Origin of the sequence: Hoeflea prorocentri, assembly GCF_027944115.1 — a bacterium.
Lineage (GTDB): Bacteria > Pseudomonadota > Alphaproteobacteria > Rhizobiales > Rhizobiaceae > Hoeflea_A > Hoeflea_A prorocentri.
The window spans coordinates 629675-653527 of record NZ_JAPJZI010000001.1 but is presented as its reverse complement, the minus strand read 5'-3'; the positions used below and the strand labels follow the sequence as shown (position 1 = coordinate 653527).

At 57.6% G+C, this 23853-nt stretch carries 24 protein-coding genes and 1 pseudogene; 8 read left to right on the top strand and 17 right to left on the bottom strand.

From position 1 onward, the window contains the following. Positions 1–24: 24 nt before the first annotated feature. A complete protein-coding gene (locus OQ273_RS02995) occupies positions 25–1047 on the bottom strand; it encodes an ABC transporter permease (RefSeq protein WP_267988991.1) in 1023 nt (340 codons plus the stop codon). Next, positions 1034–2566 carry a sugar ABC transporter ATP-binding protein gene (locus tag OQ273_RS02990; RefSeq protein WP_267988990.1) on the bottom strand — a complete coding sequence of 511 codons (1533 nt, stop codon included), beginning with the start codon at positions 2564–2566 and terminating at the stop codon, positions 1034–1036. The genes OQ273_RS02995 and OQ273_RS02990 overlap by 14 nt, the downstream gene beginning before the upstream one ends. Before the next feature lie 124 nt (positions 2567–2690). Here OQ273_RS02990 and OQ273_RS02985 point away from each other — a divergent pair, with 124 nt between their 5' ends. Next, positions 2691–3704: a LacI family DNA-binding transcriptional regulator gene (locus tag OQ273_RS02985; protein WP_267988989.1), complete on the top strand. Its 1014-nt coding sequence runs from the start codon at positions 2691–2693 to the stop codon at positions 3702–3704. Positions 3705–3770: 66 nt separating this feature from the next. Here the strand turns inward: OQ273_RS02985 and OQ273_RS02980 are convergent, their stop codons facing one another. Beyond that, positions 3771–4670 (bottom strand): SMP-30/gluconolactonase/LRE family protein, encoded by a 900-nt coding sequence (locus tag OQ273_RS02980; protein ID WP_267988988.1) that lies wholly within the window; start codon positions 4668–4670, stop codon positions 3771–3773. A gap of 65 nt (positions 4671–4735) precedes the next feature. On the opposite strand from OQ273_RS02980, the gene OQ273_RS02975 reads away from it, so the two are divergent. Beyond that, positions 4736–5158: a GlcG/HbpS family heme-binding protein gene (locus tag OQ273_RS02975; protein ID WP_267988987.1), complete on the top strand. Its 423-nt coding sequence runs from the start codon at positions 4736–4738 to the stop codon at positions 5156–5158. A 58-nt stretch (positions 5159–5216) separates the two neighbouring features. On the opposite strand, the gene OQ273_RS02970 is transcribed toward OQ273_RS02975, so the two are convergent. Together OQ273_RS02970 and OQ273_RS02965 are read right to left on the bottom strand one after the other, a co-directional pair. After that, entirely contained in the window at positions 5217–6245 is a 1029-nt protein-coding gene (locus OQ273_RS02970) for an L-idonate 5-dehydrogenase (RefSeq protein WP_267988986.1), read from the bottom strand. A 9-nt stretch (positions 6246–6254) separates the two neighbouring features. Next, entirely contained in the window at positions 6255–7202 is a 948-nt protein-coding gene (locus tag OQ273_RS02965) for a 2-hydroxyacid dehydrogenase (RefSeq protein ID WP_267988985.1), read from the bottom strand. An 87-nt stretch (positions 7203–7289) separates the two neighbouring features. Between OQ273_RS02965 and OQ273_RS02960 the strand changes: the two genes are divergently transcribed. From OQ273_RS02960 to OQ273_RS02945, 4 genes and pseudogenes are all read left to right on the top strand, one after another. After that, positions 7290–8042 carry an SDR family oxidoreductase gene (locus OQ273_RS02960; protein ID WP_267988984.1) on the top strand — a complete coding sequence of 251 codons (753 nt, stop codon included), beginning with the start codon at positions 7290–7292 and terminating at the stop codon, positions 8040–8042. Next, a complete protein-coding gene (locus OQ273_RS02955; RefSeq protein ID WP_333781678.1) occupies positions 8039–8542 on the top strand; it encodes a gluconokinase in 504 nt (167 codons plus the stop codon). Before OQ273_RS02960 ends, OQ273_RS02955 begins: the two co-directional genes overlap by 4 nt. Next, positions 8521–9426 (top strand): annotated as a pseudogene (locus tag OQ273_RS02950) (NAD(P)-dependent oxidoreductase); the annotation flags it as partial. The gene OQ273_RS02955 and the pseudogene OQ273_RS02950, both read left to right, overlap by 22 nt. Beyond that, positions 9423–9755 (top strand): antibiotic biosynthesis monooxygenase, encoded by a 333-nt coding sequence (locus OQ273_RS02945; RefSeq protein WP_267988982.1) that lies wholly within the window; start codon positions 9423–9425, stop codon positions 9753–9755. The pseudogene OQ273_RS02950 and the gene OQ273_RS02945, both read left to right, overlap by 4 nt. Here the strand turns inward: OQ273_RS02945 and OQ273_RS02940 are convergent. From OQ273_RS02940 to OQ273_RS02920, 5 genes are all read right to left on the bottom strand, one after another. Beyond that, on the bottom strand, positions 9747–10484 hold the full coding sequence (locus OQ273_RS02940; protein WP_267988981.1) for a cytochrome b561 domain-containing protein: 738 nt from the start codon (positions 10482–10484) through the stop codon (positions 9747–9749). The genes OQ273_RS02945 and OQ273_RS02940 overlap by 9 nt on opposite strands. 4 nt (positions 10485–10488) lie before the next feature. Beyond that, on the bottom strand, positions 10489–11427 hold the full coding sequence (locus tag OQ273_RS02935) for a carbohydrate ABC transporter permease (RefSeq protein ID WP_267988980.1): 939 nt from the start codon (positions 11425–11427) through the stop codon (positions 10489–10491). A gap of 3 nt (positions 11428–11430) precedes the next feature. Then, the gene (locus OQ273_RS02930; protein ID WP_267988979.1) at positions 11431–12342 is read right to left on the bottom strand and encodes a carbohydrate ABC transporter permease; all 912 of its coding nucleotides are present in this window, start codon (positions 12340–12342) and stop codon (positions 11431–11433) included. Between the two features lie 78 nt (positions 12343–12420). After that, the gene (locus tag OQ273_RS02925; protein ID WP_267988978.1) at positions 12421–13749 is read right to left on the bottom strand and encodes an extracellular solute-binding protein; all 1329 of its coding nucleotides are present in this window, start codon (positions 13747–13749) and stop codon (positions 12421–12423) included. 27 nt (positions 13750–13776) lie between these two features. Beyond that, positions 13777–14859 carry an ABC transporter ATP-binding protein gene (locus tag OQ273_RS02920; protein WP_267988977.1) on the bottom strand — a complete coding sequence of 361 codons (1083 nt, stop codon included), beginning with the start codon at positions 14857–14859 and terminating at the stop codon, positions 13777–13779. A gap of 118 nt (positions 14860–14977) precedes the next feature. On the opposite strand from OQ273_RS02920, the gene OQ273_RS02915 reads away from it, so the two are divergent. Both OQ273_RS02915 and OQ273_RS02910 read left to right on the top strand, forming a co-directional pair. Further along, positions 14978–16018 (top strand): LacI family DNA-binding transcriptional regulator, encoded by a 1041-nt coding sequence (locus tag OQ273_RS02915; RefSeq protein WP_267988976.1) that lies wholly within the window; start codon positions 14978–14980, stop codon positions 16016–16018. A gap of 12 nt (positions 16019–16030) precedes the next feature. Continuing rightward, positions 16031–17050 (top strand): LacI family DNA-binding transcriptional regulator, encoded by a 1020-nt coding sequence (locus tag OQ273_RS02910; protein ID WP_267988975.1) that lies wholly within the window; start codon positions 16031–16033, stop codon positions 17048–17050. Positions 17051–17072: 22 nt separating this feature from the next. Here the strand turns inward: OQ273_RS02910 and OQ273_RS02905 are convergent, their stop codons facing one another. The 7 genes from OQ273_RS02905 to OQ273_RS02875 form a co-directional block, all read right to left on the bottom strand. Next, on the bottom strand, positions 17073–18410 hold the full coding sequence (locus OQ273_RS02905; protein ID WP_267988974.1) for a TRAP transporter large permease: 1338 nt from the start codon (positions 18408–18410) through the stop codon (positions 17073–17075). Positions 18411–18424: 14 nt separating this feature from the next. Then, positions 18425–18919 carry a TRAP transporter small permease gene (locus OQ273_RS02900; protein ID WP_267988973.1) on the bottom strand — a complete coding sequence of 165 codons (495 nt, stop codon included), beginning with the start codon at positions 18917–18919 and terminating at the stop codon, positions 18425–18427. A gap of 61 nt (positions 18920–18980) precedes the next feature. Further along, complete coding sequence (gene dctP, locus OQ273_RS02895; RefSeq protein WP_267988972.1) at positions 18981–20039, bottom strand: TRAP transporter substrate-binding protein DctP; 1059 nt, start codon at positions 20037–20039, stop codon at positions 18981–18983. 120 nt (positions 20040–20159) lie between these two features. Then, the gene (locus OQ273_RS02890) at positions 20160–21137 is read right to left on the bottom strand and encodes an NAD(P)H-dependent flavin oxidoreductase (protein ID WP_267988971.1); all 978 of its coding nucleotides are present in this window, start codon (positions 21135–21137) and stop codon (positions 20160–20162) included. Further along, entirely contained in the window at positions 21134–22309 is a 1176-nt protein-coding gene (locus OQ273_RS02885) for a CaiB/BaiF CoA transferase family protein (RefSeq protein WP_267988970.1), read from the bottom strand. Before OQ273_RS02885 ends, OQ273_RS02890 begins: the two co-directional genes overlap by 4 nt. A gap of 29 nt (positions 22310–22338) precedes the next feature. Continuing rightward, complete coding sequence (locus OQ273_RS02880) at positions 22339–22788, bottom strand: MarR family winged helix-turn-helix transcriptional regulator (RefSeq protein ID WP_267988969.1); 450 nt, start codon at positions 22786–22788, stop codon at positions 22339–22341. 89 nt (positions 22789–22877) lie between these two features. Further along, the gene (locus OQ273_RS02875) at positions 22878–23780 is read right to left on the bottom strand and encodes an SDR family NAD(P)-dependent oxidoreductase (protein WP_267988968.1); all 903 of its coding nucleotides are present in this window, start codon (positions 23778–23780) and stop codon (positions 22878–22880) included. Positions 23781–23853: the final 73 nt, after the last annotated feature.

Genomic DNA, 23853 nt, shown 5'->3' with positions numbered 1-23853 from the left:
TCCTCCCTAAGTGCTGATAAGCATTCATTTCTTCGCGGCGCCTTTGCGACGTTGCGCATAGCCGGCAATGCCGATTGCAACGAGCAGCGTAACGCCGTTGAACATGGGTTCGACCCAGAACGAGCCGCCAAATTGCTGGATGCCGGAAATTCCGATGGCCAGAATCGCAACCCCGACCATGGTGCCCCAGACATTCACACGGCCCGGTTTGATGGTCGTCGAACCGAGAAAGGCACCGACAAGCGCCGGCAGCAAGAATTCAAGGCCGACGCTGGCCTGGCCGATACGCAGTTTTGACGCCAGCAGAACACCGGCAAGCGCGGTCATCACACCCGATGTGACAAAGGCGCCGATGACATATTTACGTGTCGGAATGCCGTTGAGTTCGGCGGCGCGCGGATTGGCTCCGATGGCATAAAGATATCTGCCGATCGGCGTGTACTCGAGCACCAGCCACAGCGCCACGACGATGGCCATGACGTAAAACCCGGTTATCGGCAGACCGAAAACAAAGGTTCCGTTGATCGCGTAAAACCCGTCCGGTAAAACGCCCACCATCTGGCGCCCTCCGGTATGGGCAAGAGCCAGGGCGTAAAGCACGGTACCGGTTCCGAGCGTTGCAATGAACGCATCGATCTTGGCGATCTCGACCAGCAAACCGTTCAAAAATCCGACAAAACAACCGAGCAGGAGGACAATCACCACCGCGACGGGCCAGGGAATGCCGTAAAGCGTCTGCAGCGATATGGCGAGTATGTGCCAAAGCACGATGCCGTAGCCGACCGTCAGATCGATGCGTCCGGCCGCCATGGGTATCATCGCGGCAAGGCTCAGGATCGCGATGATCGCCTTGTCAGAGATAATCGCACGCAGGTTGAGCAGGGTCGGGAACGTATTCGGAAGCAGGATCGAGAAGAGTACAAGGAGAAAGACAGTCAGGATCACCAGACCATAGGTCGGGGCAAGACGAATAAGCTTCTGAGCCAGCGTCAGGTCGCGGAGCTCTGCTTTTGTCGGCTCAAGAGCATTGGATTCAATGGACTGCATGACTGTCTTCTTTGTGCTTGATGACTTGTGCTTCGCCCGCAGAGGCAGCCTGGATCAGCGTTTCGGTCGACAGGCCCACGCCTTCGAGCTCATCGACCACGCTGCCACGGCTGAATACGATCGCGCGATGGCAGATATTGGCCACTTCCTCGAAATCCGTCGATACAACGAGGACACCCATCCCGCGCGACAGGGCTTCAAATAGAAGCGCGTAGATTTCCGCCTTGGCGCCAACGTCGACGCCGGCGGTCGGATCTTCTGCAATCAGCAGTTTCCGCTTGGTCGCCAGCCAGCGGCCTACAATCACTTTTTGCTGATTGCCGCCGGAAAGAGCTTCGATGGCCAGCGTCGGATCGTTCGGCGAAAGGCCCAGCTCCGCGCCCATTTTCTGGGCAGCCTCTTCCTCCGACGCAGTGGTCTTGAAGGAGAGTGGCGCCCGGCCCGTTGCCTCGGGATTGAGATAAGCGTTTTCGCAAATCGACAATGTCGGCGCGATCGATTCGACAACCCTGTCGCGCGCCACAAGTCCGATGCCGGACTTCATCGCCGCGCGCGGTGAGGACAGATCCGGTTCGCTGTCCTCCAGGAGAATGGTGCCTTCATATCCGCCTTCGCCGAACAAGGCGCGGCCAACGGCTTCATGACCTGCCCCGCGCAATCCGACAATTCCGACGACCTCGCCCTGCGACATCTCAAAATCGACCGGCCCGACACCACCGGTATGCATATTGCTGACGGACAGCAAAGTGCGTCCGGAACCGACGTCCGGCCTTTCGATATCGCGGGTTTTACGACCGACAATAAGGTTCACCAGCTCTTCGGGCGTCGTGTGTTCGACGTCGCGCAGCCCGACCATCTGGCCGTCCCGCAGCACCGACACGCGATCGGCGATCTTGAATATCTCGTCGAGGCGGTGACTGACATAAATCATGCCGACACCCTTGTCCCGCAGCGGCCGCAGGGCCTCAAACAAACGCTCGACCTCATCGGCGGGCAGACTGGCCGTCGGCTCGTCAAGCACGAGAAAATCGCACTCCACGGCAAGGGCGCGCGCAATCGCAACCAGGGATTTTTCCGTGCGGCTCAAATCGGAAATACGCATCGTCGGGTCAAAATCGCAACCGACCTTGGCCAGAGCGTGTTCCGCAGTCCTGGCAGCCGAACCCCAGTCGATCAAACCGCCCTTGCGCGCAAAGCCCTGAGCCAGAGCCATGTTTTCGGCAACGCTCATCCATTCGATCAGTCCGAGGTCCTGGTGGATGAATGCAACCGCCTGTTTGTGGTTCACGCTGCCCGGCTTGTGGGCATAGGGCTGGCCATCAATACGCACCTCGCCGGAGTCGGCCGTGTGAATACCGCCAAGAACCTTGATCAAGGTCGACTTTCCGGCACCGTTCTCGCCGAGCAAGGCGACAATTTCGCCACGGCTGACGTGGAGTGACACGCCACGCAAGGCATGTGTCCCGCCAAAACTCTTGACGATTTTGTCGAAGAAAAGGCCGTCTCCCACAGCCGCCATTTCCTCTTCCTCCCAAGATCGGAACGGTTTATGAACTGAGTTACCGGTAACGTAATAGACATCGACTTTTGCAAGGAGTCAAGAAAAATGTTATCGGTAACATAAACCGTCTGGAGTTCTGGATTTGGCGAGGGAAAACAAGGCAAAGGTCAACCTTTCCGAGGTCGCAAAGGCAGCCGGCGTTTCAAAAATGACCGCATCGCGCGTGCTGCGGAACGCCAGCGGCTTTTCCGAAGAGACCCGCCAGCGTGTGTTGCGCGAGGTCGAGCGGCTTGGCTACGTTCCGAACCGGATTGCCGCCGCTTTCGGCTCCGAACAGACCTCGACGATTATCGGTGTCAGCGTCCCCTTCCTTTCAAGCAGCCTGTTTGGCGCCGTGTTGGACTCAACCAACGGCGCGCTGGCGAAGTTCGGTTATCAGACCATGATCGGGGCCCATGAAAACAGCTCCGAGACCGAAGAAACATGGGTGAAGAACATCCTCTCTTGGCGGCCCGCCGGCCTCATCCTGAGCGCACCCAGACATTCGAAGGCAACGCGCGATCTGCTGCGCAATCACGGCATCCCCGTTGCCGAGATCTGGAATCTCAACACCAGTCCGATCGACCTGTCGGTGGGCTTCAACCACTATGACTGCGGCCATGAAATGGCGCTTTACATTCTGTCGAAAGGATACAGGCGCATAGGATATGTGGGCGCCGATGCCCTTGCCCCCGGCCTCGGCGCACTTCGCCGAAAGGGATTTATCGCCGCGCTTGAAGCATCGAACATGACCTTCGCAAGCGAGGAAATCCTGAGCGACCGTTCCAGCTTCTATGCCGGATTCTACGGCACCGAGACAATTTTGAACCGGAACCGAAATCTCGACTGCATCTATTTTCAGGATGACGCCATGGCAATCGGCGGATATTTCTACTGCAAGTCCAAAGACCTGCGTGTTCCGCAGGACATCGCCATCGCCGGCTGGGGTTCGATGGAGATAGCCTCCGTCCTGCCGCAGAGGCTGACAACCACCGTCGTCAGCACACAGGCGCTTGGCAAGGCGGCGGCTCAGTCCCTTGTTGCACGTATACGCGGCGAACCGGTTGATGATGTTGTCATCTCCGGCACCCGGCTTGCGCCCGGCGCGACGGTGTGACGGTGTGACGACGTAATCGTCCTGACGGCGCGCCTGGCGCGCCGCCTCGATCTCGCCGTTCGGCAGTCAGGGGTGCTGAATACCCTGCCGGTTCAGATGAATGGTGTAGACGCTTGTCGTGGCTGTAATGAACAGTTGATGCTTCGCGCGTCCGCCGAAACAGACATTCGACACAAGCTCCGGCACAAGAACCTTGCCAAGCAGCCGCCCGCCCGGGGCAATGCAGTGAACTCCGTCACCGGCCGATGACCAGATATTGCCGTCCGTATCGACCCGGAATCCGTCGGAAACGCCAGGTTTGATCTTGTGGAAGGCCCGTCCGTCCTGGGGCCTGCCGTCCTGCCCCATTGTGTAGGCGTAAATCTGCTGAGGGTCCGACCCGAACATGCGGCCCGTATCGGCGACGTAAAGGGTGCTTTCGTCGGGCGAAAAGGCGAGCCCGTTGGGGCAATGCAGGTCGGTGACCACCTGGTCCAGGGAACCGCTCTCAGGATCGGCACGGTAAACGACACAGGCATTTTCCTGCTCCGACCGGTGCCCCTCATAATTGGTCATGATGCCGTAATGGGGATCTGAAAACCAGATTGTCCCATCCGACTTGACCACAACATCATTGGGGGAATTGAGAGGTTTTCCGTCGAACCGGTCTGCGATGGTCGTGATTGTGCCGTCATGTTCGGTACGCGTGACCCGCCGCCCACCATGTTCACAGGAGATCAGCCGGCCTGCCCGGTCGCGCGTGTGACCGTTGGCAAAATTCGAAGGCTCCCGATAGACACTGACACCATCAACCGGGGACCAGCGCATGATGCGGTTGTTGGGTATGTCGGAGAACAACAGACAATTGGCATCGCCGAACCACACCGGACCTTCCACCCAGTCGAAACCGGTCGCTATCTGCTTGACCGGAGCATTGCCCAAAACATAGGTTTCAAACACCGGATCATTGACTTCATAAAATGACATAACGTTCCTCAACCACTGGTGTGTTATCGATAACACCGACCTTGATGCTAGCGAAAGGGCGACACATGAATTTTTTTACATCCACCAAGACACTGACACATGAAGGCACGATGCGCATGCTGCAGGCGGGCATCGAACGTGCCGAGCAGACCGGCCAGCCGCAGTGCCTGGTCATTGTCGACGCCAGCGGAGAAGTATCGGGCGAATTGCGCATGAGCGGAGCCAAGTTCCTCAGCCGCAAAAGCGCTCTGGCGAAAGCCGTGACGGCGGCTTCCAACAGGGCGCCCTCAGCCAATATCCCCGAAGGGTTCCGGCCGCTGATCGCCGCAGCCACGGGCGGCAGCGTTACGGGTCTCCCCGGGGGTCTTCCGATCATGCTGGACGGAACCTGCGTGGGCGGTGTCGGTGTCGGCTCTGGATCAGGAGAGCAGGACATCGAAGTCGCAAACGCCATGTTATCGGCAATTGGCGCGGACACGTTCGAGTAACCAACGGAAAGCCATTGCGGACCAGGAAGAATGCTTCGTCCGCCGGGCAGCCTGCAGGTCAGAAAACAATCTGCGCCTTCATCGATTGCAGCCGGTCGGAAGCGGTCTGAAAGGCCGTTTCCGCTTCTTCGAGGCGGAAGCTGTGCGAGATCAGCGGCTTCACGTCAATCGCACCCGACTGCATTTTCTCGACCGCAATCGCAAATTCCCCGTGGAAACGAAACGAACCGCGAAGCTCCAGCTCCTTGGCCGTAATCTGCATCACAGGCAGCTCCATATCGCCGCCAAGGCCAAGCTGCATGATGATCCCGCGCGGCCTCAACAAGGGTATGGCGGAACGCAATGCCGGGGCGGCGCCCGAGCACTCGAACAGAACATCGAACGTACCCTTGACCCCAGCATGAGCCCCAAGCGCGTTGGCATCCTTTGCCACATTGATCACCTGTGTCGCGCCGACCGTTGATGCATATTCAAGCGGCTCATCCGATAGATCGGTTACGATGATTTCGGCAGCGCCCGCGTCCTTTGCGGCAAGCACACATAATGTGCCAATGGGGCCGGAGCCGGTGATAAGCACCTTCTTGCCGGCAAGCGAGCCTGCCCGGCGCGCGGCGTGCAGGCAAACCGACAGCGGCTCCGCCATGGCTGCTTCACCCGGCGTTATGCCGTTGGCGAGAACACACTGGTTCGCATCGGCGACCAGCACCTCCCGGAAAGCACCCTGGATATGGGGAAACGGCATCGCGGACCCGTAAAACCGCATATTAAGACAGTGATTGTAGAGACCCTTGTCGCAGTATTCGCACGCATGGCAGGGACGTGACGGCGAAACGGCGACAAGATCACCAATCTGAAGTCCGGCCACACCTTTACCCAGCGCATCGATACGGCCGGCGACTTCATGACCAAGGATCATCGGCTCCTTCAGCCGCACCGTGCCGAAACCGCCATGATTGAAGTAATGCAGGTCCGATCCGCAGATCCCGCCAGCCGCCAGCTTGACACGCACCTGCCCCTCGCCCGGCTGTTCGATTGCGCGGTCTTCGACGCGCAGGTCCTTTGCCGCATGGATCACTATCGCCTTCATATCTGATCCTCAATTGACCGGTGTCAGCAAGGGCTTGCCGTCAAAATGCGCGATAAGATTGTCGCGCACGAGCTTGCCCATTGCTTTGCGGGTTTCAAATGTTCCGGATGCGTGGTGAGGCTGCAACAGCACATTGTCCAGTTCCAGGAAGCGTGGATCAAGGGCCGGTTCACCCTCGAACACATCAAGTGCGGCCGACCCGAGCGCCCCGCTCGCCAGCGCGGCCAGCAGTGCTTCCTCATCGATATTGGATGCTCGGGAGATATTGACGATCATGCCTTGCGGACCGACGGCATTGATCACGTCGGTGCCGACAATATGCCGTGTCTCAGCCGAAGCTGCGAGCGTGACAAAAAGGAAATCGGCGTGCTGCGCCAGCGCCACGGGATCATCAAAATATGTCCAGTCCGGCGCATAGTCTTTCTTCCCCACATCGCTATAGGCGATATCCATGTCGAAGCCCGCCAGCCGCTTGGCGACCTCGTATCCGATACGGCCCAATCCCAATACGCCGGCCTTTTTGCCGAAGACGCGGCGCTTCAGCGGATAGAGCCCCTCACGCACCCAGCTGCCGTCACGCACCCACTGTTCCGCCCCGATCATCCCGCGCGAGTGGCAGAGCATCATCGCCACGCCAAGATCGGCAACATCCTGTGTCAGCACATCGGGTGTGTTGGTGACCTTGATCCCGCGCTCAGCGCAGGCATCAAGGTCCACTGCGTCGTAGCCGACACCGTAGACGGAAATCACCTCAAGGTTGGGGAGTGCTTCAATCGTTGCACGATCGGCGCCGATCTCGCCGCGCGTCGCGATGCCGCGAATACCGGCGGCGTGGTCGCGCAGCAGCGCCGGCTTGTCCTCAGCTTCAAAATAACGATGCAACACAAAGGCCTCCGACAGGGGGGCCTCGTCCCAGGACGGGTATGGACCCATCTGCAAAATTTCGGGTTTGGACACGAAATCACACTCCACGGCTTGAAAATGTTATCGATAACATATACGCATAATTTTGAATGTCGAGGGCAAAATAAGGATTAGCTTCTTATGAAAATGTTTGACCTGTCGGGCCGCACCGCCTTGATCACCGGCTCTTCTCAGGGGATTGGTTTCGCACTGGCAAAAGGCCTTGCCGAAGCAGGGGCGCATGTCATCCTGAATGGCCGTGACGAAACAAAGTTGAAAGATGCGACATCAAAATTCGACAATGATTGCAGCGTCTTAGCCTTTGATGTGACGGATCATGATGCTGTCCGCGCCGCTATCGACACCTATGAGAAATCATCCGGTGCGATCGACATCCTGGTCAACAATGCCGGCATGCAGCACCGCGCACCGCTGGAAGAGTTTGAGGCTTCGGCATTCGAAAAACTGCTGCAGACCAACATTGCCTCAGTGTTTCATGTCGGCCAGGCGGCCGCCCGTCATATGATTGACCGCAAGGCAGGCAAGATCATCAACATTGCGTCGGTGCAATCGAGCCTGGCAAGACCGTCTATTGCGCCGTACACGGCCACCAAGGGTGCCGTCGCAAACCTGACAAAGGGCATGGCGACGGACTGGGCAAAGTACGGACTGCAATGCAATGCGATTGCACCCGGTTATTTCGACACCCCGCTCAATGCGGCCCTTGTCGCAGACGCCGAATTTTCCGCCTGGCTCGAAAAGCGCACACCGGCCGGACGCTGGGGAGATGTCGAAGAATTGCGGGGCGCCTGCATCTTCCTCGCCTCGGATGCCTCAAGCTTCGTCAACGGCCAGACCATTTACGTTGACGGCGGCATCACGGCATCCCTGTGAGCGGAAAATTCATCATTATGGGTGTTGCCGGATGTGGCAAGACAAGTGTTGGCGAGGCGCTCATCACCCAATATGGATGGGCGTTTATCGACGGAGATGCACTGCACCCGCAACGCAACATTGACAAGATGGCGGCAGGTGAGCCGCTGACCGACGAAGACCGCCTGCCATGGCTCATGCAAATCGGCGAAACCATGAGGGATCATGCCGAGCCGGTCGCCATCGGCTGCTCGGCGCTTAAACGCGGCTATCGCGATATCATCAGAATGACTGCCGGCGGCGATGTCTGCTTCATTTTCCTCAACGGCTCGCGAGAGCTGATTGAAACGCGCATGGCAGCCCGCACCGGTCATTTCATGCCGCTGTCGTTACTCGACAGCCAATTCGACGCGCTTGAACCACCAACACATGACGAGCTCTTTGTCGACATCGATATCAGTGGCGATCTGGATTCGATCGTCTCCGATATCCGCAAAAAACTGGAGGCACACAAAACATGACCAACACAGTTGCATTGATAGGCGCCGGCGCAATGGGCGGCGCCATCGGGACACGCCTCCTGCAAACCGGCAATACGGTTCACGTGTTCGATCTGGACCAGGCACGTGTCGACGAACTTGTCGAAAAGGGAGCCAACGCATCCGCCACGGCCGCCGAGGCGGCGAGCCGATCGGATTTTGTGATCTTCTCCCTCAACTCAGCCAAAATCGTAGGGCTTGCAGCTTTCGGAGAAAGCGGCGCGGCGGAAGGTTCAAAGCCCGGCACGGTTTTTATCGATATGTCGTCGATCGACCCTGAAAGTACACGCGGGTTTTCTGAACAGGCGAAAGCCAAAGGGCTCGCCTGGGTCGACTCTCCCCTGTCCGGAGGCGCGCCAAAGGCATTGATCGGCGAACTGACTTTAATGGCCGGCGGTGATGAAGCCGATGTCGAAAAAGCGCATGAGTGCCTGAAGCACGTCGCCAGGAACTACACCCATATGGGCCCGAGCGGTGCCGGCCAGACCACCAAGATCATCAATCAGGTTCTGTGCGGCCTCGGCTTCCTCGCGGTGGCTGAAGCAACGCAACTGGCGCTCGACGCCGGCGTGGATGCTGAGAAAATTCCGGTTGCCTTGAAGGGCGGACGGGCCGACAGCGCCCTGCTGCAGGAATACATGCCCCGCTTCGCGACACGGGATTATCGCCGGACCGGGCGCATCGACAACATGGTCAAGGATCTCACCTTTGCGCAAGAACTCTCGATGCAGACCGGGACATCCATGCCCATGACCGCGCTGTGTATGGAAATACACAAGATGCTGACCGCAGCGGGCCTTGGCGGCGAGGATCAGGCCGCCGTGATGGAATATTTCAAGGGCCCAACCAAGGATCAATTCTCATGATAACCCGCTACGCCCTGTTCGAAGGGCAGGTTCACGACGGACAGACACAGGCCTTTCGCGACGCTGTGCTGGAGCGGTTGGTTCCCCTGTGGAAACAGTTTCCCGGTGCGCTGGAAGTCCGCGTCATGTTCTCCGAAGAGCGTGATGAGGGCGCGCCCGAATTCCCGCTTATTCTGGCAATCAGCTATGCCGACCGCGCAGCCATGGACAGCGCCCTCTCCTCACCGGCCCGATCCCAATCGCGCGACGTGACGGGCGAAATCGTGGCCGAGTTCTTCGACGGCCGCATTCATCACCACGTCACCGAAGCGAACCTATTCTCAGTTTGAAACCTCATCCCCGGGCTGGGGATGTTCCATGCGCCTGATACGGAACCCGATCGGCCTTTCCCGGTTGTTACCCGGATGGATGTTGTCGGTCCCCCAATGCGCCTGATAGGTATCGACACACATTCCCAATCGCTGCAAATGGACAGCCAGAACCAATAGAAATACCCACCAGGCACCGATCGCCAGCGGCATCCATCTTGGCGCATTGGCCTGCCACAACCCGGAAATCATTGCGACGGCGGCTACAAGCATGGCCACGTAGCCGAGCGTCTTGTGTGTATATTCGAAGATGATCCGGCGCTTGGTCATGTCATAGTGATCGCCCCGCCAGGATCCATCAGGTGCAGGCTCTGTCGGCCCACCCTTGGTGCCGCGAAAAATACCTCCCCCGACCTGAACGGCGGCAAGTGCGGCAACGGCCCAGCCGGCCAGATAATGGATGCCCGATGCCCAGCTCACATCAGGGGATAGCTTGATGAGCGCGATTGCTGCGGCTGTCAGACCGACCGCTGAATACTGACAAAATCGATGGGCATTCCACCAGGTCCGGTTATCCATTTCCTGCGGCCAGGGCTGGCCTGGCAGGATCTTGAAATAGCGGGCCGCAAGGACGCCGACAGGCACCAGAACGCCCCAGGCGATCACCATCAGGCGTGCATGCCAGGACAGATGAAAGCCGACATCGTGCACACGTGTGGCGTCAAGAGGTGCGGCAAGCCACTCAAACATGCTGCTATCCCTTGACCGCCCCGGCTGTCATGCCGGTGATGATCTGTCGTGATGCAAGCAGCGTGAATATGATCGGCGGAACCGCCAGCAACATGCCAGTGGCCATGATAACACCCCACTCGACATTGAATTCCGACATGTTGTTGACGATCAGGATCGGCACCGTTTTGGTGTCACGGTCTGAAAGCGCGCTGGCAAGCAGATATTCGTTCCACGCAACCCGGAATGTGAAGATGGCCGCCGCTGCCAGACCTGGTTTGATAAGCGGCAAAACAACCAGGAAAAAAACCTGAAACGGTCCGGCGCCATCAACCCTTGCCGCCTCTTCGAGCGGCCGCGGCACCTGGACGATAAAGCTCTGCAAAATCCAGATCACGAAGGGCAGGTTCATGGCGACGTAGATAATGATAATGCCGGAATGGGTTCCCGCCAGGCACACATCGCCCCGGCCACCGAAAGTGTCGCGGATCCATTCGCCGACCATCGTGTTCTTGTCGATGCAGAACTCGTTGTTCCAAAGACCGAAGACCGGCACCAGCAGAACGGCCGGCGGGGCCATGCGCACCAACAGGGTGGAGATCGATACCGTATCGCGCCCCATGAAACGGAAACGAACCAGCGCATAGGCGGCCATGCATCCGATCACCAGCGTGAGCGCCGTGGAAAACAGCGCGATAATGATCGAGTTGATGAATGAACCGCCGAATTTCAGAGCGCAGAAATCAAGGTGATCGGGCTCATACCAGATGATGTCGCACAAAGCCGTCTCGTAATTCTGGATAGTGGGCAGAAAGATCAGCCCGGTCGCGCCGGAGATGATATCCACATCAAGCTTGAATGAGTTCGCCAGCATCAGCAGGACCGGCCCGATCGCCATGAAAACCAGCAGAACAAGCAGCGCGTAGAAGGCCGGGTTCTGTTTTTGATGGGTCGCGGAAGACATGGGCTACGCCTCCTCTTCGATCATCTTGCGCTGGCGCGCGGCGCGCAGTTCCTGCCAGCGGGTGAAGGCAAACATGCCGACCGTCAAAAGCATCAGCATCATTAAAAGATAATTCGACATGGCCGCCGCAACGCCCAGCTCACGGAACTCCGTCGCCGTACGCGAGATCCGCAGCGCCATGATTTCGGTCGAAAGCCCCGGGCCGCCCTCAGTCATCACCAGAATAACTTCAAGCACCTTGAAGGCATCGATCAGTCGCAGCAGGCAGGTCACGATGAGAACAGGCATCATCAGCGGCAGCTTGATGTGGATGATCTGCTGCCAGGGCGATGCGCCATCGATACGCGAGGCTTCAAGCGCCGATTGCGGCAGGGATTGAAGCGCAGCAAGGCTCAGGATGAAGATGAACGGTGTCCACTGCCAGATATCGGCAATGATCACCGACATGAGCGCATATTCGCCAAGCCAGTCGACACCGTCCAGACCAACGGCCTTGAGCGACCGGTTAAATGTGCCGACGGTCGGATGGTACATGTACCGCCACATCAGTCCGACCACGACGGGCGCAATCATCATCGGTAGGATAAAAAGGGTCCGCAGGACGGACATGCCCCGAATGCTGCGGTCGAGTAACAAAGCCAGGCCGACACCAAGCAGCATCTCGATGGAAACCACCACCAGGGCAAATTTCAACGTCACGCCGAGGCTCTCCAGAAAGGCCGGATCGTTCGCCAACTGAATGTAATTGCCGAGGCCTATGAACTCGGTTTCCCCGAGCTTCTGGCTGGGGTCCCAGGACCGGAAACTGCCGTAAATCATGTATCCGAGCGGATAGACCAGCGCGATCAGCATGGTCACTGCAGCAGGAGCAATGAACACATAAGGTGCCAGTCTGTTGATCGCCGCCGTCTTCATGGCTGCCGGGTTTCCTTGTTTGGTGCCTTGGTTTGTGTCGGTGCGGGCGTCAAAAACGCCCGCACCGGCTTGGGAGGGTTACTGCCAGGTGTAGTAACCGGCCTCATCCATCACGGCCTCAGTCCGCTCAGCCACGCCGTTCAGCGCTTCCTGAACATCCAGATCCTCGGTCAGAACCTTCGACAGGGTGGTGCCGAGGTCGGCGTTGATCTTGCCCCAGACCGGAATGATCGGGCGCCAATCAGGATCGGCGTGTTTCAGCGCCTCGCCGAAGGTCGCCATATGCGGGAATTTGGCGTTCACGTCCGCGTCGGCATGCGTGGAAAAGCGCGAAGGGTTGCCGCCGGCAAGCGCAACCAGCTTGTCGCCCTTCTTGGAGGTCAGCCACTGCATCAGCAGGAAGGCGGCTTCCTTGTTCTCGGCATTCTTCGGAATGCCAATGCCGAATCCGCCTGTCTGCGAGCCACGGCGAACGCCCATCGGATGCAGCGCCCAGTCGACCTTGCCGACAACCTGCGATTTGTTGGGATCGTCGATCTGACCCGCAACAACTGTGGTGTCGAGGAACATTGCCGTATCGCCATTGAGGAATGCGCCAAGCGCTTCGCCGAAACCGAAGGAAGATGCACCTTCGGGACCGCAATCGACGATCTTTTTCAGCGCTTCGGCAGCCTGGACTCCGGCTTCATTGTTGACGATCGGTTTCCACTGGTCGTCGAAAACACGCCCACCGAGCGGCGCAAGATGCAGCAGGAAGGCATGCGCGGCATGGTGACCGGACGCGGCGCGGGATGCAACACCGCCCATGCCGGGCTCGAGTTCCGGGATCTTGCAGGCAAGTTCCAGCATCTCGTCATAGGTTTCCGGCACTTTGAGACCGTGTTTTTCGAAGATGTCTTTCCGGTATCCCAAGATCGATGTTTCCGAACCGTAAGGGATTCCGAAAAGCGATCCGGTCTTGCCTTCCAGATAACCCTTATCGCCGCCGGCAAATCCGATATTGTAGACATAGCCGTCGATGAGATCGTTGGAGTCATAGCCCGGGTCGGCCAGCTTCGGGTTCATGAAGTATCTGGCAAGGTTCTCCAACTGATCCGCGAACACGTAATCCGCCTTGGAGAAGACCACATAGGCGATCAGGTCGTAGTCACCCTCATCCTGTGCAAGTTCCAGCGTCTGACGTTCGCGCATTTTCAGATAGGGCAGTTGATCCACCTCGACCTCAATGCCCGTTTCCTTTGTGAATTCCGGCAGGATCCGCATCACCGCATCGTAGTGGGGATGCGCCGGGAAATTCACGATAAGCGTGGTGCCTTCATAGTCCTTGTACGGATTGGCAAGCGCGGTGCTCACCAAAAGCGCAGAGCCCAATGCGGCCCCTGCAATGGTTTTCAGCTTAGACAACATGTCTGTTCCTCCCTTTAGCTGTGGTCTTCAGATGCGCTCTTCACTGTGCCGGTCGAAGAGCATGATCTCGTCTGTCTTCACGTGGAAATCGGCTTTTATGCCTGCCTTGATGGGCGAGTCGCTGGGTGTTTCCACAAGCAGTTCGGCGTCACCGCAATGGGTCACCAGAACAGAGGTGGAGCCGAGATATTCCGACACCGCGACGTGCAATTGCATGGGCGCCTCTCCGTTCAATCCGACCTCGAAAGAGGACGGCCTGACACCGACGATCACCGGTTTGTCGCCATGTTTTTCGGCACGGCTGGCAAGGGCATCGCCAAGCGGCAGGTTGAACCCATCTCCCCTGACGGCCAGGCGTCCATCCTCCGACGCCAGTTCTCCATTCAGAAAATTCATTGTGGGGCTGCCGATAAAGCCGGCGACGAACTTGTTGACGGGCTGTTTGAACAGTTCCTCCGGCGTGCCCTGTTGCTGGATAACGCCGTTGTTCATCACCACAATACGGTCACCGAGCGTCATCGCCTCGACTTGATCATGGGTGACATAGACCATGTTCTTGTCGATCGAATCGCGCATTTCCGCCAGCTCCGTGCGCATCTTCGCGCGCAGCTTGGCATCAAGATTGGACAACGGTTCGTCGAAAAGGAACGTCCCGGCGTCCCGTACAAGAGCCCGCCCCATGGCCACGCGCTGGCGCTGCCCGCCCGAAAGCTCAGCCGGCTTGCGGTGCAGGAGATGGGCGATGTTGAGCATCTCCGCCACCTTCTGCACCTTTGTGTCAATTTCCGCTTTCGCCACGCGCTGCAGCCGCAGGGCAAAGGACATGTTCCTGGCGATATTCATGTGCGGGTAGAGTGCATAATCCTGAAACACCATCGCGATATCGCGATCCTTGGGCTCAAGATTGCTTATGGGGCTGCCGTCAAAATAGATCTCCCCAGCCGAAAGGGTTTCCAGCCCTGCAAGAATTCTCAGCGTCGTGGATTTGCCGCATCCGGACGGGCCGACAAGCACTGTGAACTCGCCGTCATCAAGGGACAAATCAAGCGGCGGCAGAACCTGCAGGGTCCCGAAGTGCTTCTCGACTTTGTCGAAGACTATCTGAGGCATACCCCCTCCCAAACGCGGCAGCATCATGTTATCGATAACACTGCCATAGGAGTGCGGTGACTGAAAAGGCGATGAAAAGGGAAACTACGTTAGCGCTAACGTAAGCCGGAAACCTCGAATGAAACGACGACAACGCACTGGAAAGACGGTGAAAATTGACGACGTCGCCCGCGAGGCAAACGTTTCCATCATGACAGTCTCCCGGGCACTGCGTGGTGTGGAAGGTGTATCGGAGGGAAAGCGGGCTGAAATATTCGACATCGCCGAGCGGCTCCGGTATCAACCCAATCTGAATGCAAGATCGCTTGTCGGGGTCCAATCAAGCCTTGTCGGAATTTCGTTTCCAACACTGTTCAACGATGTTTTCGCAGAGATGCTGGACGGCATGCGCCCGGCTCTGGAAAGCGCGGGCTTGACCACAATCGTCACGACCACCGAATACGACCGGGAGCGCGAATTGAACTGGGTCAACACTGTGCGGCCTTGGCGACCGGCCGCTCTCGTGCTGACCGGTACCGATCATGACGACAAGGTCCGCCGCATCCTGAGGCGCGATCTCATCCCGACCCTTGAGACCTGGGAGTACAATGACGACCCGATTGATATCAGCGTCGGCATCGATCATGTCGAAGCAGGGCGGCAGGTTGCAAAGGAAATGATCGCGCTTGGATATCGCAAGCCCGCATATGTCGGATTTGAGCCCGGTCACGACCTGCGGGCCGAAAAACGGCTGCTCGGCATCCGTACTGCATTTTCAGATGCAGGGTTCGGTGAAGTGCGCACTGCCCGACATGGGACCGGTGACGGGTACCGCAGCGGTTACGATGGCCTGATGTCCGTCGCCCGAGACACGCAAGATCGGCCGGACATCGTGTTCTTTCTTTCCGACCACTTCGCCTTCGCAGGCCTTGTCGCCTGCGAGGAACTGGGCCTGAGCGTTCCCGAGGACATCGGCATTGTCGGCTTCAACAACCTGTCCATCAACGGCGTTCTGTCCAAAAAGCTCACCACAGTGATCACACCCAGGCGCGAGATGGGCGCACGCGGCGCCAGAAACCTGATCGCCCGTATCAACGGGATCAAGACCGACCTGTCTCTTCGCCTGCCGGCCAAAATCGTGTTTGGCGATACAACCAGACGTCCTTTGAAAGCGGATTAAGCGAGCCAGAGAATGAGAAGCAAACCAACCCAACCGCGCATGTCCGATGTGGCGAAAGCGGCCGGCGTTTCGACGATGACGGTTTCGCGTGCGTTCAAGCAGGACGCCTCGGTCAATGAAAAGCGCCGTTCGGAGATTTTGAGGATCGCCGATGAGATGGGTTATATTTTCGACAAAAGCGCATCCGAACTGCGTACCAAGCGCACCGGCTTTGTCGCTGTCACGGTTCCCTCCATCAACAACTCGAACTTTGCCGACACGGTCCGCGGCCTGACCGACAGCCTGGCGGAAAGCGGCCTTGAGGCCCTGCTCGGCTACACGAACTACCACATCGATCAGGAAGAGCAGATCATCAAGCAGTTGCTGCGCCGAAAGCCCGAAGCGATGGTCGTTACCGGCAGCACCCACACCGATAAAACGCGTTCACGTCTGAAGAGGTCCGGCATACCGGTCGTCGAATGCTGGGATGAGCCGCATAATCCTGTTGGATACTCGGTCGGATATTCAGGGGCAGCAGCAGGTTCGATGGTGGCGGACCACCTTGTCGAACGCGGCTACAAGAGGATCGGGTTTATCGGCGGGCATACACAAACCGACACAAGGGGAACGGATCGCCAGCGCGGGTTCACAGAGCGCCTGCGAGAACACGGCCTGCCGCACGACCGCATCATATCGGTTGGCCCGCCACCGGTCGGCATGGCCCAGGGCGCGAGGGGCGCCCAGCTTTTGCTGGAACGGTTTCCAGATACGGACGCTATTATGTGCGTGGCCGATTCAGCTGCTTTTGGTGCAATGACGGAGTTCCAGCGCAGCGGCATGCGTATTCCTGATGATATCGCGGTCGCCGGCTTTGGAGCCTTTGATGTCGGCGCGTTCTCCCTTCCCGACATTACGACAATAGATCCAAAAGGCTACGCTATCGGCGAAGGCGCAGGCCGGTTGATTGCCGCACTACTGGCAGGAACGGCAGGTTCCGGCAGCGGCAGCCATGTATCCATCGAACCGTCATTGGTTGTCAGGCATTCCACATAGATCTCAGGGCGGGCCGGCCGCGCTACATCGATAGCGGAATAATCAAAGAAATGATCGGGAAGGCAACCAGCAGGGCCAGAACGATGATATCGCTAACCAAAAAGCGCCAGATTCCGGCAAAAATCCTGCCGATCTGAACTTTGCCCTCGATCGCTGCCGCCAAAACAAAGACGTTCAGCCCGACCGGTGGCGTAATCAGACCGATCTCAAGGAGTTTCACGATGATAACGCCGAACCAGATGAGATTGTAGCCGTAGCTTTCAACCATCGGGATCATCAGCGGCAGCGTCAATATCATGATGCCGACCGGATCCAGGAACATGCCGAGTACGAGGTAGATCAGGCACACCATCACGATGAACTGCCATCCCTCGATATTGGCTGCCTCAAGGCCGGTCAGCATGCTGTTGGACAGACCGGTCAATGCAATGAGCGTGACAAAAATCTTCGCACAGGCCGCAATGAAGAAAATTGCCCCGGTCGTTACTGTCACATCACGGATAAGGGGAACGATCTGGCTGAATTTGATACTGCCACGCCAGATGCCGAGAACAACAGCAAAAAACAGGGAGATCGCGGCAGCTTCGGTTGCCGTGAACACTCCGCCATAGATACCGCCGATGACGATGAGGAAGAGCACAAACGCCGGCCACACGCCCCACATGACGTTCAGGCGATCTTGTCTTGTAAAAGTATCCGTTGAGGCCGGCGCGATTTCAGGCGATCTCTTCACCCAAATCCAGACCACGAGCGCATACCCGATCAGGGACAAAAGCCCAGGCAGGAAACCGGCCAGAAAGAGCTGTCCGATTGAGGTTTCCGTGAAGATGCCATAGACGATGAAAAGGATCGAAGGCGGTATGAGAGAACCGAGGGTTCCGCCGGCCGCAACACTGGCCGTCGCAAGCCGTTCGTCATATTTCATCTTCAGCATCTCAGGCGTGCATATCTTCCCCATTGTTGAGGCACAGGCCAGAGACGAGCCGGAAATGGCGGAAAACCCGCCACAACCGGCGATTGATGCAATGGCAATTCCACCAGGCAACCGCACCAGCCACACCCTTGCGGCTTCATATATTCCGGTCGTGATCCCGGTAATGGACGCAACGTGACCAAGCGCTATGAAAAGCGGAATCATTGACAGGTTGTATGAGTGAATCAGTTCGAAGCTGCTGGAAAACGCGATCGAGAGCGTGCGAAAAAACGCTCTTTCGGGCATGAACGTGCCGGTGCGCATCGAGAAGACCAGAAAAAGTGCGGTCACCGCAACGCCGCCAATCGCAAATGCAATTGGAACGCGAACGGCCAACAGGAGTATGACCGCAACGCAGGCGAGGTAGCCGATTAGCGTGACATCCATTGCCCGTTCTCCCGCTACAACGTCGCCGGCGCGTCTTGGCCGCGGATGGCTGCGCGCAAATCAACCCAGAAGATCTGAATCAAACGCAGCCCGACAAACAGGAACGCCACAAAATAAGCGGCACGCGAAGGCCATTTGGGGATCGCGAAATCACCTCCATAGTGGGAGGCCTCCGAGAAAGTTTTGGCAAGCTGGACCCAGGATGCCGCTATCAGGGTTCCCACAATCACCATTCCGACGATTGCAGCCAGTACCGCAACCCATCTGTTCAGACTGGCGGGAAAGTGATTTGCGATGACTTCAATCGATATGTGGGCGCGTCTCGCCGTCGCCGTACTCAACGGGAATAAAATAGCTGGAACCATTAACTCGCGCACCAGGATAATACTGTCAGGAACACCGGAGCCGATAAGCTCACGGCCAACAACGGAAAATACGATCAGGAGGCACAGAGCAATGATTGCCAGGGCTCCGAGCGTGTCGAGCACATGCTCTATGCGTTTGATCATGATCACAAATCCCAGGAAACATCCGGCCGCACATTCACCTGTGCGGCCGAACCGGTATCACTCAGTTGCGCTCCCAGGGCAATCCTTCGGTTTCAGCAACCGCTTTCCACTTTGCCTGCAGGCCAAGAAACTCATCGAGCGTGGCCTGACCGTCAAGTCCGGTCGCTTCGGCATCGGCCAGCCACTTGCCCGTCACCGTTTTGCTTGCTTCACGAAAGGCGTCATAGTCCTCTTCGCTAAAGGCATTGATGACGACCGGGGTTTCCCGGGTTGTCATCTTGTCCATTGCAGACTTGTCGGCGGCCGCAAGCGCTTCTCCGTAGTAGTCCGCCATATGCTCGCCCGTTTCAAGAATGGCGGCCTGCTGCTCTGCGCTCAGGCTGTCGAAGGAGTCCTTGTTCATTACTGTGATCACGACCGTCACGGCCGCAAAGTCCATCGGTGTGACGGAGGTCAGAAGCTCATCCAGCTTGGTTGCCACCGCAAAATATGAGTAGGTGACGGTACAATCGATCAATCCGGTTTCCATTGCCTGATAGACTTCATAGACCGGCATGCGAACCATATTGCCGCCCAGATCCTTGAAGAGGCCACTCATCCCGCCTGTGTCACTCATCTTGACACCATCAGCATCTTTCGCGCTGGCAATACCTTTTCCCTGACAACCCACCAGTGCGGGAGGCAGGGCGTAGTGGTTAATGTAAACAATGTTCTTGTCGGCCAAACGCTGCTTGATCGTCTCATTTGTCGTGAAGAGTTCGTGCAGCGACTTCATCATTACCCAGGGTCCTGCTTGCGGCATGACCAAGGCACCGATATTCAGTTCCGGCAATTCGGACTGGGCGTAGGCACCGACGACAACGCCCAAGTCGGCAACACCGGTTCCGAGGGATTCCAGCGCGGCGGTCGTTTTGAACAGGGCACCGCCCCAGTTGTTCTGAATCTTGACGGTGTCGCCTGAACGCTTCGCAATCTCATCCGACAGGTAATTCACCGCGACAGACCGGACGCCGCGGTTCGGGCCGGGGTCATTGGCGATCAAAACTGTTTCGGCTGAAGCCGCGAGGCCGATTGCCGACATGGATGCGGCAAGCGCCGCCACTTTCAGTATGCGTTTCATATTCGCTCCTCCCAATGCGGTTCGTCGTTGTGACGGTCACATCTTAAGTCATATTAGGTAGCATGATAATAATTATCTAGCAATCTATTTCGCTGAAATGTGTCGCTCTCTGTCGCAACCTCAATAGGCTTCAAGCTTCCTGTTCAATCGCGCCCGCGCCTCATTGAATTCGCGCTCAAACCGGTCGACCAGCTCTGCGGTCGAAACCACCTTGTCGATCGCACCGATCCCCTGTCCCGAGCCCCATATCTCCTTCCAGCTTTTCGGCTTTTTGCGGTCCTCGGCGAAGTTCATTTTGGATGGATCGGAGAATTCGAGATTTTCCGGATCCATTCCGGCAGCGGCAATGGAGGGCTTGAGATAATTCCCATGCACGCCGGTAAACAGGTTCGTATAGACGATGTCCTCTGCACTGTGTTCGGCAATCATGCGCTTGTAGCCCTCGACCGCATGGGCCTCCTCAGTGGCGATAAATGCTGTGCCCGCATAGCCGCCATCAGCCCCCATCGCCAGCGCCGCAAGAATCGATTCGCCCCTGGCGATGGCACCCGACAGATATAGCGGGCCGTCAAACCAGCTTCTGATTTCCTGGATCAGCGCCAGGGGCGACTGTGCACCGGCGTGCCCACCCGCCCCTGCCGCGACCGCCACAAGGCCGTCTGCGCCCTTCTCGATGGCCTTCTTGGCAAACTTGTTGTTGATCACATCATGAAGGACAACGCCGCCGCCCGAATGGGCCGCATCATAGACCTCCGGCCGTGCGCCAAGCGAAGTGACCCAAATCGGAACTTCATGCCTTGCACATATCTCCACGTCGCTCTCGAGCCGTGCATTGGAGCGATGAACGATCTGGTTCACCGCAAAGGGCGCAGCCGGCCGATCTGGATTGGCCTGGTTATGGCGGTCAAGTTCCTCCCTGATCCTGGTCAGCCACTCGTCGAGGCTCTGGCCGTCCTTTTCACGCGCGTTGAGCGCGGGAAAGCATCCAACGATCCCGGCCTTGCATTGTGCGATCACCAGCTCAGGACGCGAAATGATGAAGAGAGGAGCGCCGATCAATGGCAGGCGCAGACCTTGTAGAGCTTTCGGAAGGGTCACTTGGTGTTTTCCTTGGTGTTTGCTTGGGCGATAGCCCCTTGGTCGATGAGATTGGCGATTTGCGTGTCGGTAAAGCCGGCTTCAGTCAAGACGGCCAAAGTGTCGGCTCCCGCATCGCGTGGTGATTGCGGCGATTTTGCTCCGGCGCGGGAAAAACGTGGTGCCGGCATCGGTTGCGCAGCACCCTTCTCCGCAAATGCTGTCCTTGCGGCAAGATGCGGGTATTCGCGTGCCTCCGCCGGGCTCAGAACCGGCGCAAAACAGGCATCGGTGCCCGAAAGAAGCGCATCCCAGTGATCGCGTGGCTGACTGAGGAACCTCTCCTCCAGGGTTTTCCGGATACTCGGCCAGTTGTTCGGGTCCTGACGATCCCCGATCGCGCTGGAATCAAGGCCGAGCTTCTGTAACAGACATGCCCAGAACTGGGGTTCAATCGCCCCAATGCTGATCCAATTGCCGTCGGCGCATTCATAGACACCGTACCAGGGTCTGCCGCCATCAAGAGGATTTGCAGCACGCTCGTCCCGCCACATGCCCATGGCGCGGCGCGAATGAATGAAAGTCATGAGACTGTTGACGCCGTCGCAGATCGCTGCATCGACAATGTCGCCCTGCCCGGTGCGTTGTGCTTGCAGGAGGCCGGAGACCATGCCGAAAGCCAGGTACATTCCGCCACCGCCATAATCGCCCAGAAGGTTCATTGCAAAGGTCGGTGAACGATCCGCCTCGCCGGTCGCCCAAAGCCCGCCCGTCAACGAAATGTAGTTGAGATCATGTCCGGCAGCTTGCGCCAGAGGCCCGGCCTGTCCCCAGCCCGTCATGCGGCCATAAACGAGACGTGGGTTGATGGCATGACAGATCTCGGGTCCCAGCCCCAGACGCTCCATCACACCCGGGCGAAAGCCTTCGATCAACCCGTCCGCGGTTTCGATCAGCTTCAAGGCGCTTTCCACTGCTGCCGGCATTTTAAGGTTCATCGCAACCGATTGCCGGCCCCGCAGTGTGAAGTCGTTTGGATGCGTTTCGCCGGCGTTTAAACGGTCGATGCGAATGACGTCGGCCCCCATGTCCGATAGCATCATGGCCGCGAACGGACCGGGACCGATACCGGCAAACTCGATTATCCTCAGACCGCTCAGCGGCCCTTCACCGTGTTGAATGTCTTTGGCCAAATACCCGTACGGCCAAGCAGCGTCAAAAACTAGCCGGATGCGATTTTGTATTTCAGATTGTCCCGCATTCGACTCAGCACTTTCAACGTACTCGCCAACTCCTCTTCCGTAATGCCCTGATTGGCAATGTCATCGACCTCAAAGACGATTCGCGTCATGATCTTCACGATTTCCCGTCCACGTTTTGTGGCGAAAACCCGGTTCGAGCGGCGGTCCCCCTTGTCCGCGCGACGCTCGACAAAACCATGGGCTTCAAGCCGATCGATCAATTTTGAGACTGTGACCGTCGCAACATCCATGCAGTCGGCGAGTTCGGACTGCCGCTGCCCGTCCTTGTACCAAAGATGCACAAGCACCCAGCCTTGGCTCATCGTGATATCGTAGGGTTTCAGTTTTGCGTCAAATATAATCCCGCGAAACCGCGCTATTTCCTGGAATACCGGCTTCTGGTCGTCGGTTAGCGAAGATTGTTTTGCCATGCTGGATGAATCCGTTTGTACGTCGGAAGACTTGGAACGGTTTACGGAATTATCCTGCATGATGGCAAGTTGGTGTTGTGCCGGCGCGCTCAAATCGGATCCCAGGTAAAGATGTCACCGGACCGGTCAAGATCATAAAAATCCTGCTTTAATGCCGGGATCGCATGGTCTCGTACACTTTCAGGCGTCCAGCCTTCGCCGCGATGCACAGAACGGATGGGACGCGGCTGACTCATCAGGAAAATCTCGTTGTTGCGAATGCAGAAAATCTGTCCCGTTACATCACAATCCGGCGCCGCGAGCGCCACGCAAAGGGGAGCGATCTTGGCCGGCGTCATTTCCTTGATACGCTCGACCCGTGCTTTCTCGGCTTCTGTACTGGCAGGAATTGTTCCGATCAGGCGCGACCATGCAAAGGGTGCAATGCAATTCGAACGCACATTGAACCGGGACATATCCAGGGCAATCGACTTGGAAAGGCCGACAATCCCCATCTTGGCTGCCGAGTAATTCGCCTGCCCGTAATTTCCGATAAGACCGGACGTCGAAGTAAAGTTGACGAAACAGCCCGATTCCTGCGACCGGAACTGCGGCGCGACGGCCTTGGCGACGTTGAAACTGCCCTTCAGGTGAACGTCGATCACCGCGTCCCACTGCACTTCGCTCATCTTGTGAAAGATGGCGTCGCGCAGGATACCGGCATTGTTCACCACCACATCTATGGCGCCGAAAACATCCATCGCCTGTTCATACATTCCCCGTGCATCAGCCGGGCTCGCCACATTTCCGAAATTCGCGATAGCCACGCCGCCGTTGGCCTTGATTTCAGACACGACGTCCTCTGCCGGCACGGCATCGGCGCCATCGCCCTCCGCGCTGCCACCGAGATCATTCACGATGACACGGCCGCCATGAGATGCCATCATCAGCGCGATATCGCGTCCAATGCCGCGTCCGGCACCGGTTACAATCACGACCTTGCCATCAAGCATATGCAATTCCTCCAAAAGATCTCGTGCTGAATTTTAATTAGCTTGATTATTATTTGCAAGCTAAATAGAAAAA

What these genes read in the sequence shown, in the direction of transcription:
- OQ273_RS02940 (WP_267988981.1), bottom strand. Translation starts at nt 10,484, where the DNA reads ATGTTTGAGTGGCTTGCCGCACCTCTTGACGCCACACGTGTGCACGAT.
- OQ273_RS02900 (WP_267988973.1), bottom strand. Translation starts at nt 18,919, where the DNA reads ATGATCAAACGCATAGAGCATGTGCTCGACACGCTCGGAGCCCTGGCA.
- OQ273_RS02935 (WP_267988980.1), bottom strand. Translation starts at nt 11,427, where the DNA reads ATGTCTTCCGCGACCCATCAAAAACAGAACCCGGCCTTCTACGCGCTG.
- OQ273_RS02915 (WP_267988976.1), top strand. Translation starts at nt 14,978, where the DNA reads ATGAAACGACGACAACGCACTGGAAAGACGGTGAAAATTGACGACGTC.
- dctP (WP_267988972.1), bottom strand. Translation starts at nt 20,039, where the DNA reads ATGAAACGCATACTGAAAGTGGCGGCGCTTGCCGCATCCATGTCGGCA.
- OQ273_RS02970 (WP_267988986.1), bottom strand. Translation starts at nt 6,245, where the DNA reads ATGAAGGCGATAGTGATCCATGCGGCAAAGGACCTGCGCGTCGAAGAC.
- OQ273_RS02880 (WP_267988969.1), bottom strand. Translation starts at nt 22,788, where the DNA reads ATGGCAAAACAATCTTCGCTAACCGACGACCAGAAGCCGGTATTCCAG.
- OQ273_RS02905 (WP_267988974.1), bottom strand. Translation starts at nt 18,410, where the DNA reads ATGGATGTCACGCTAATCGGCTACCTCGCCTGCGTTGCGGTCATACTC.
- OQ273_RS02945 (WP_267988982.1), top strand. Translation starts at nt 9,423, where the DNA reads ATGATAACCCGCTACGCCCTGTTCGAAGGGCAGGTTCACGACGGACAG.
- OQ273_RS02995 (WP_267988991.1), bottom strand. Translation starts at nt 1,047, where the DNA reads ATGCAGTCCATTGAATCCAATGCTCTTGAGCCGACAAAAGCAGAGCTC.
- OQ273_RS02910 (WP_267988975.1), top strand. Translation starts at nt 16,031, where the DNA reads ATGAGAAGCAAACCAACCCAACCGCGCATGTCCGATGTGGCGAAAGCG.
- OQ273_RS02925 (WP_267988978.1), bottom strand. Translation starts at nt 13,749, where the DNA reads ATGTTGTCTAAGCTGAAAACCATTGCAGGGGCCGCATTGGGCTCTGCG.
- OQ273_RS02920 (WP_267988977.1), bottom strand. Translation starts at nt 14,859, where the DNA reads ATGCCTCAGATAGTCTTCGACAAAGTCGAGAAGCACTTCGGGACCCTG.
- OQ273_RS02960 (WP_267988984.1), top strand. Translation starts at nt 7,290, where the DNA reads ATGAAAATGTTTGACCTGTCGGGCCGCACCGCCTTGATCACCGGCTCT.
- OQ273_RS02990 (WP_267988990.1), bottom strand. Translation starts at nt 2,566, where the DNA reads ATGGCGGCTGTGGGAGACGGCCTTTTCTTCGACAAAATCGTCAAGAGT.
- OQ273_RS02875 (WP_267988968.1), bottom strand. Translation starts at nt 23,780, where the DNA reads ATGCTTGATGGCAAGGTCGTGATTGTAACCGGTGCCGGACGCGGCATT.
- OQ273_RS02930 (WP_267988979.1), bottom strand. Translation starts at nt 12,342, where the DNA reads ATGAAGACGGCGGCGATCAACAGACTGGCACCTTATGTGTTCATTGCT.
- OQ273_RS02980 (WP_267988988.1), bottom strand. Translation starts at nt 4,670, where the DNA reads ATGTCATTTTATGAAGTCAATGATCCGGTGTTTGAAACCTATGTTTTG.
- OQ273_RS02975 (WP_267988987.1), top strand. Translation starts at nt 4,736, where the DNA reads ATGAATTTTTTTACATCCACCAAGACACTGACACATGAAGGCACGATG.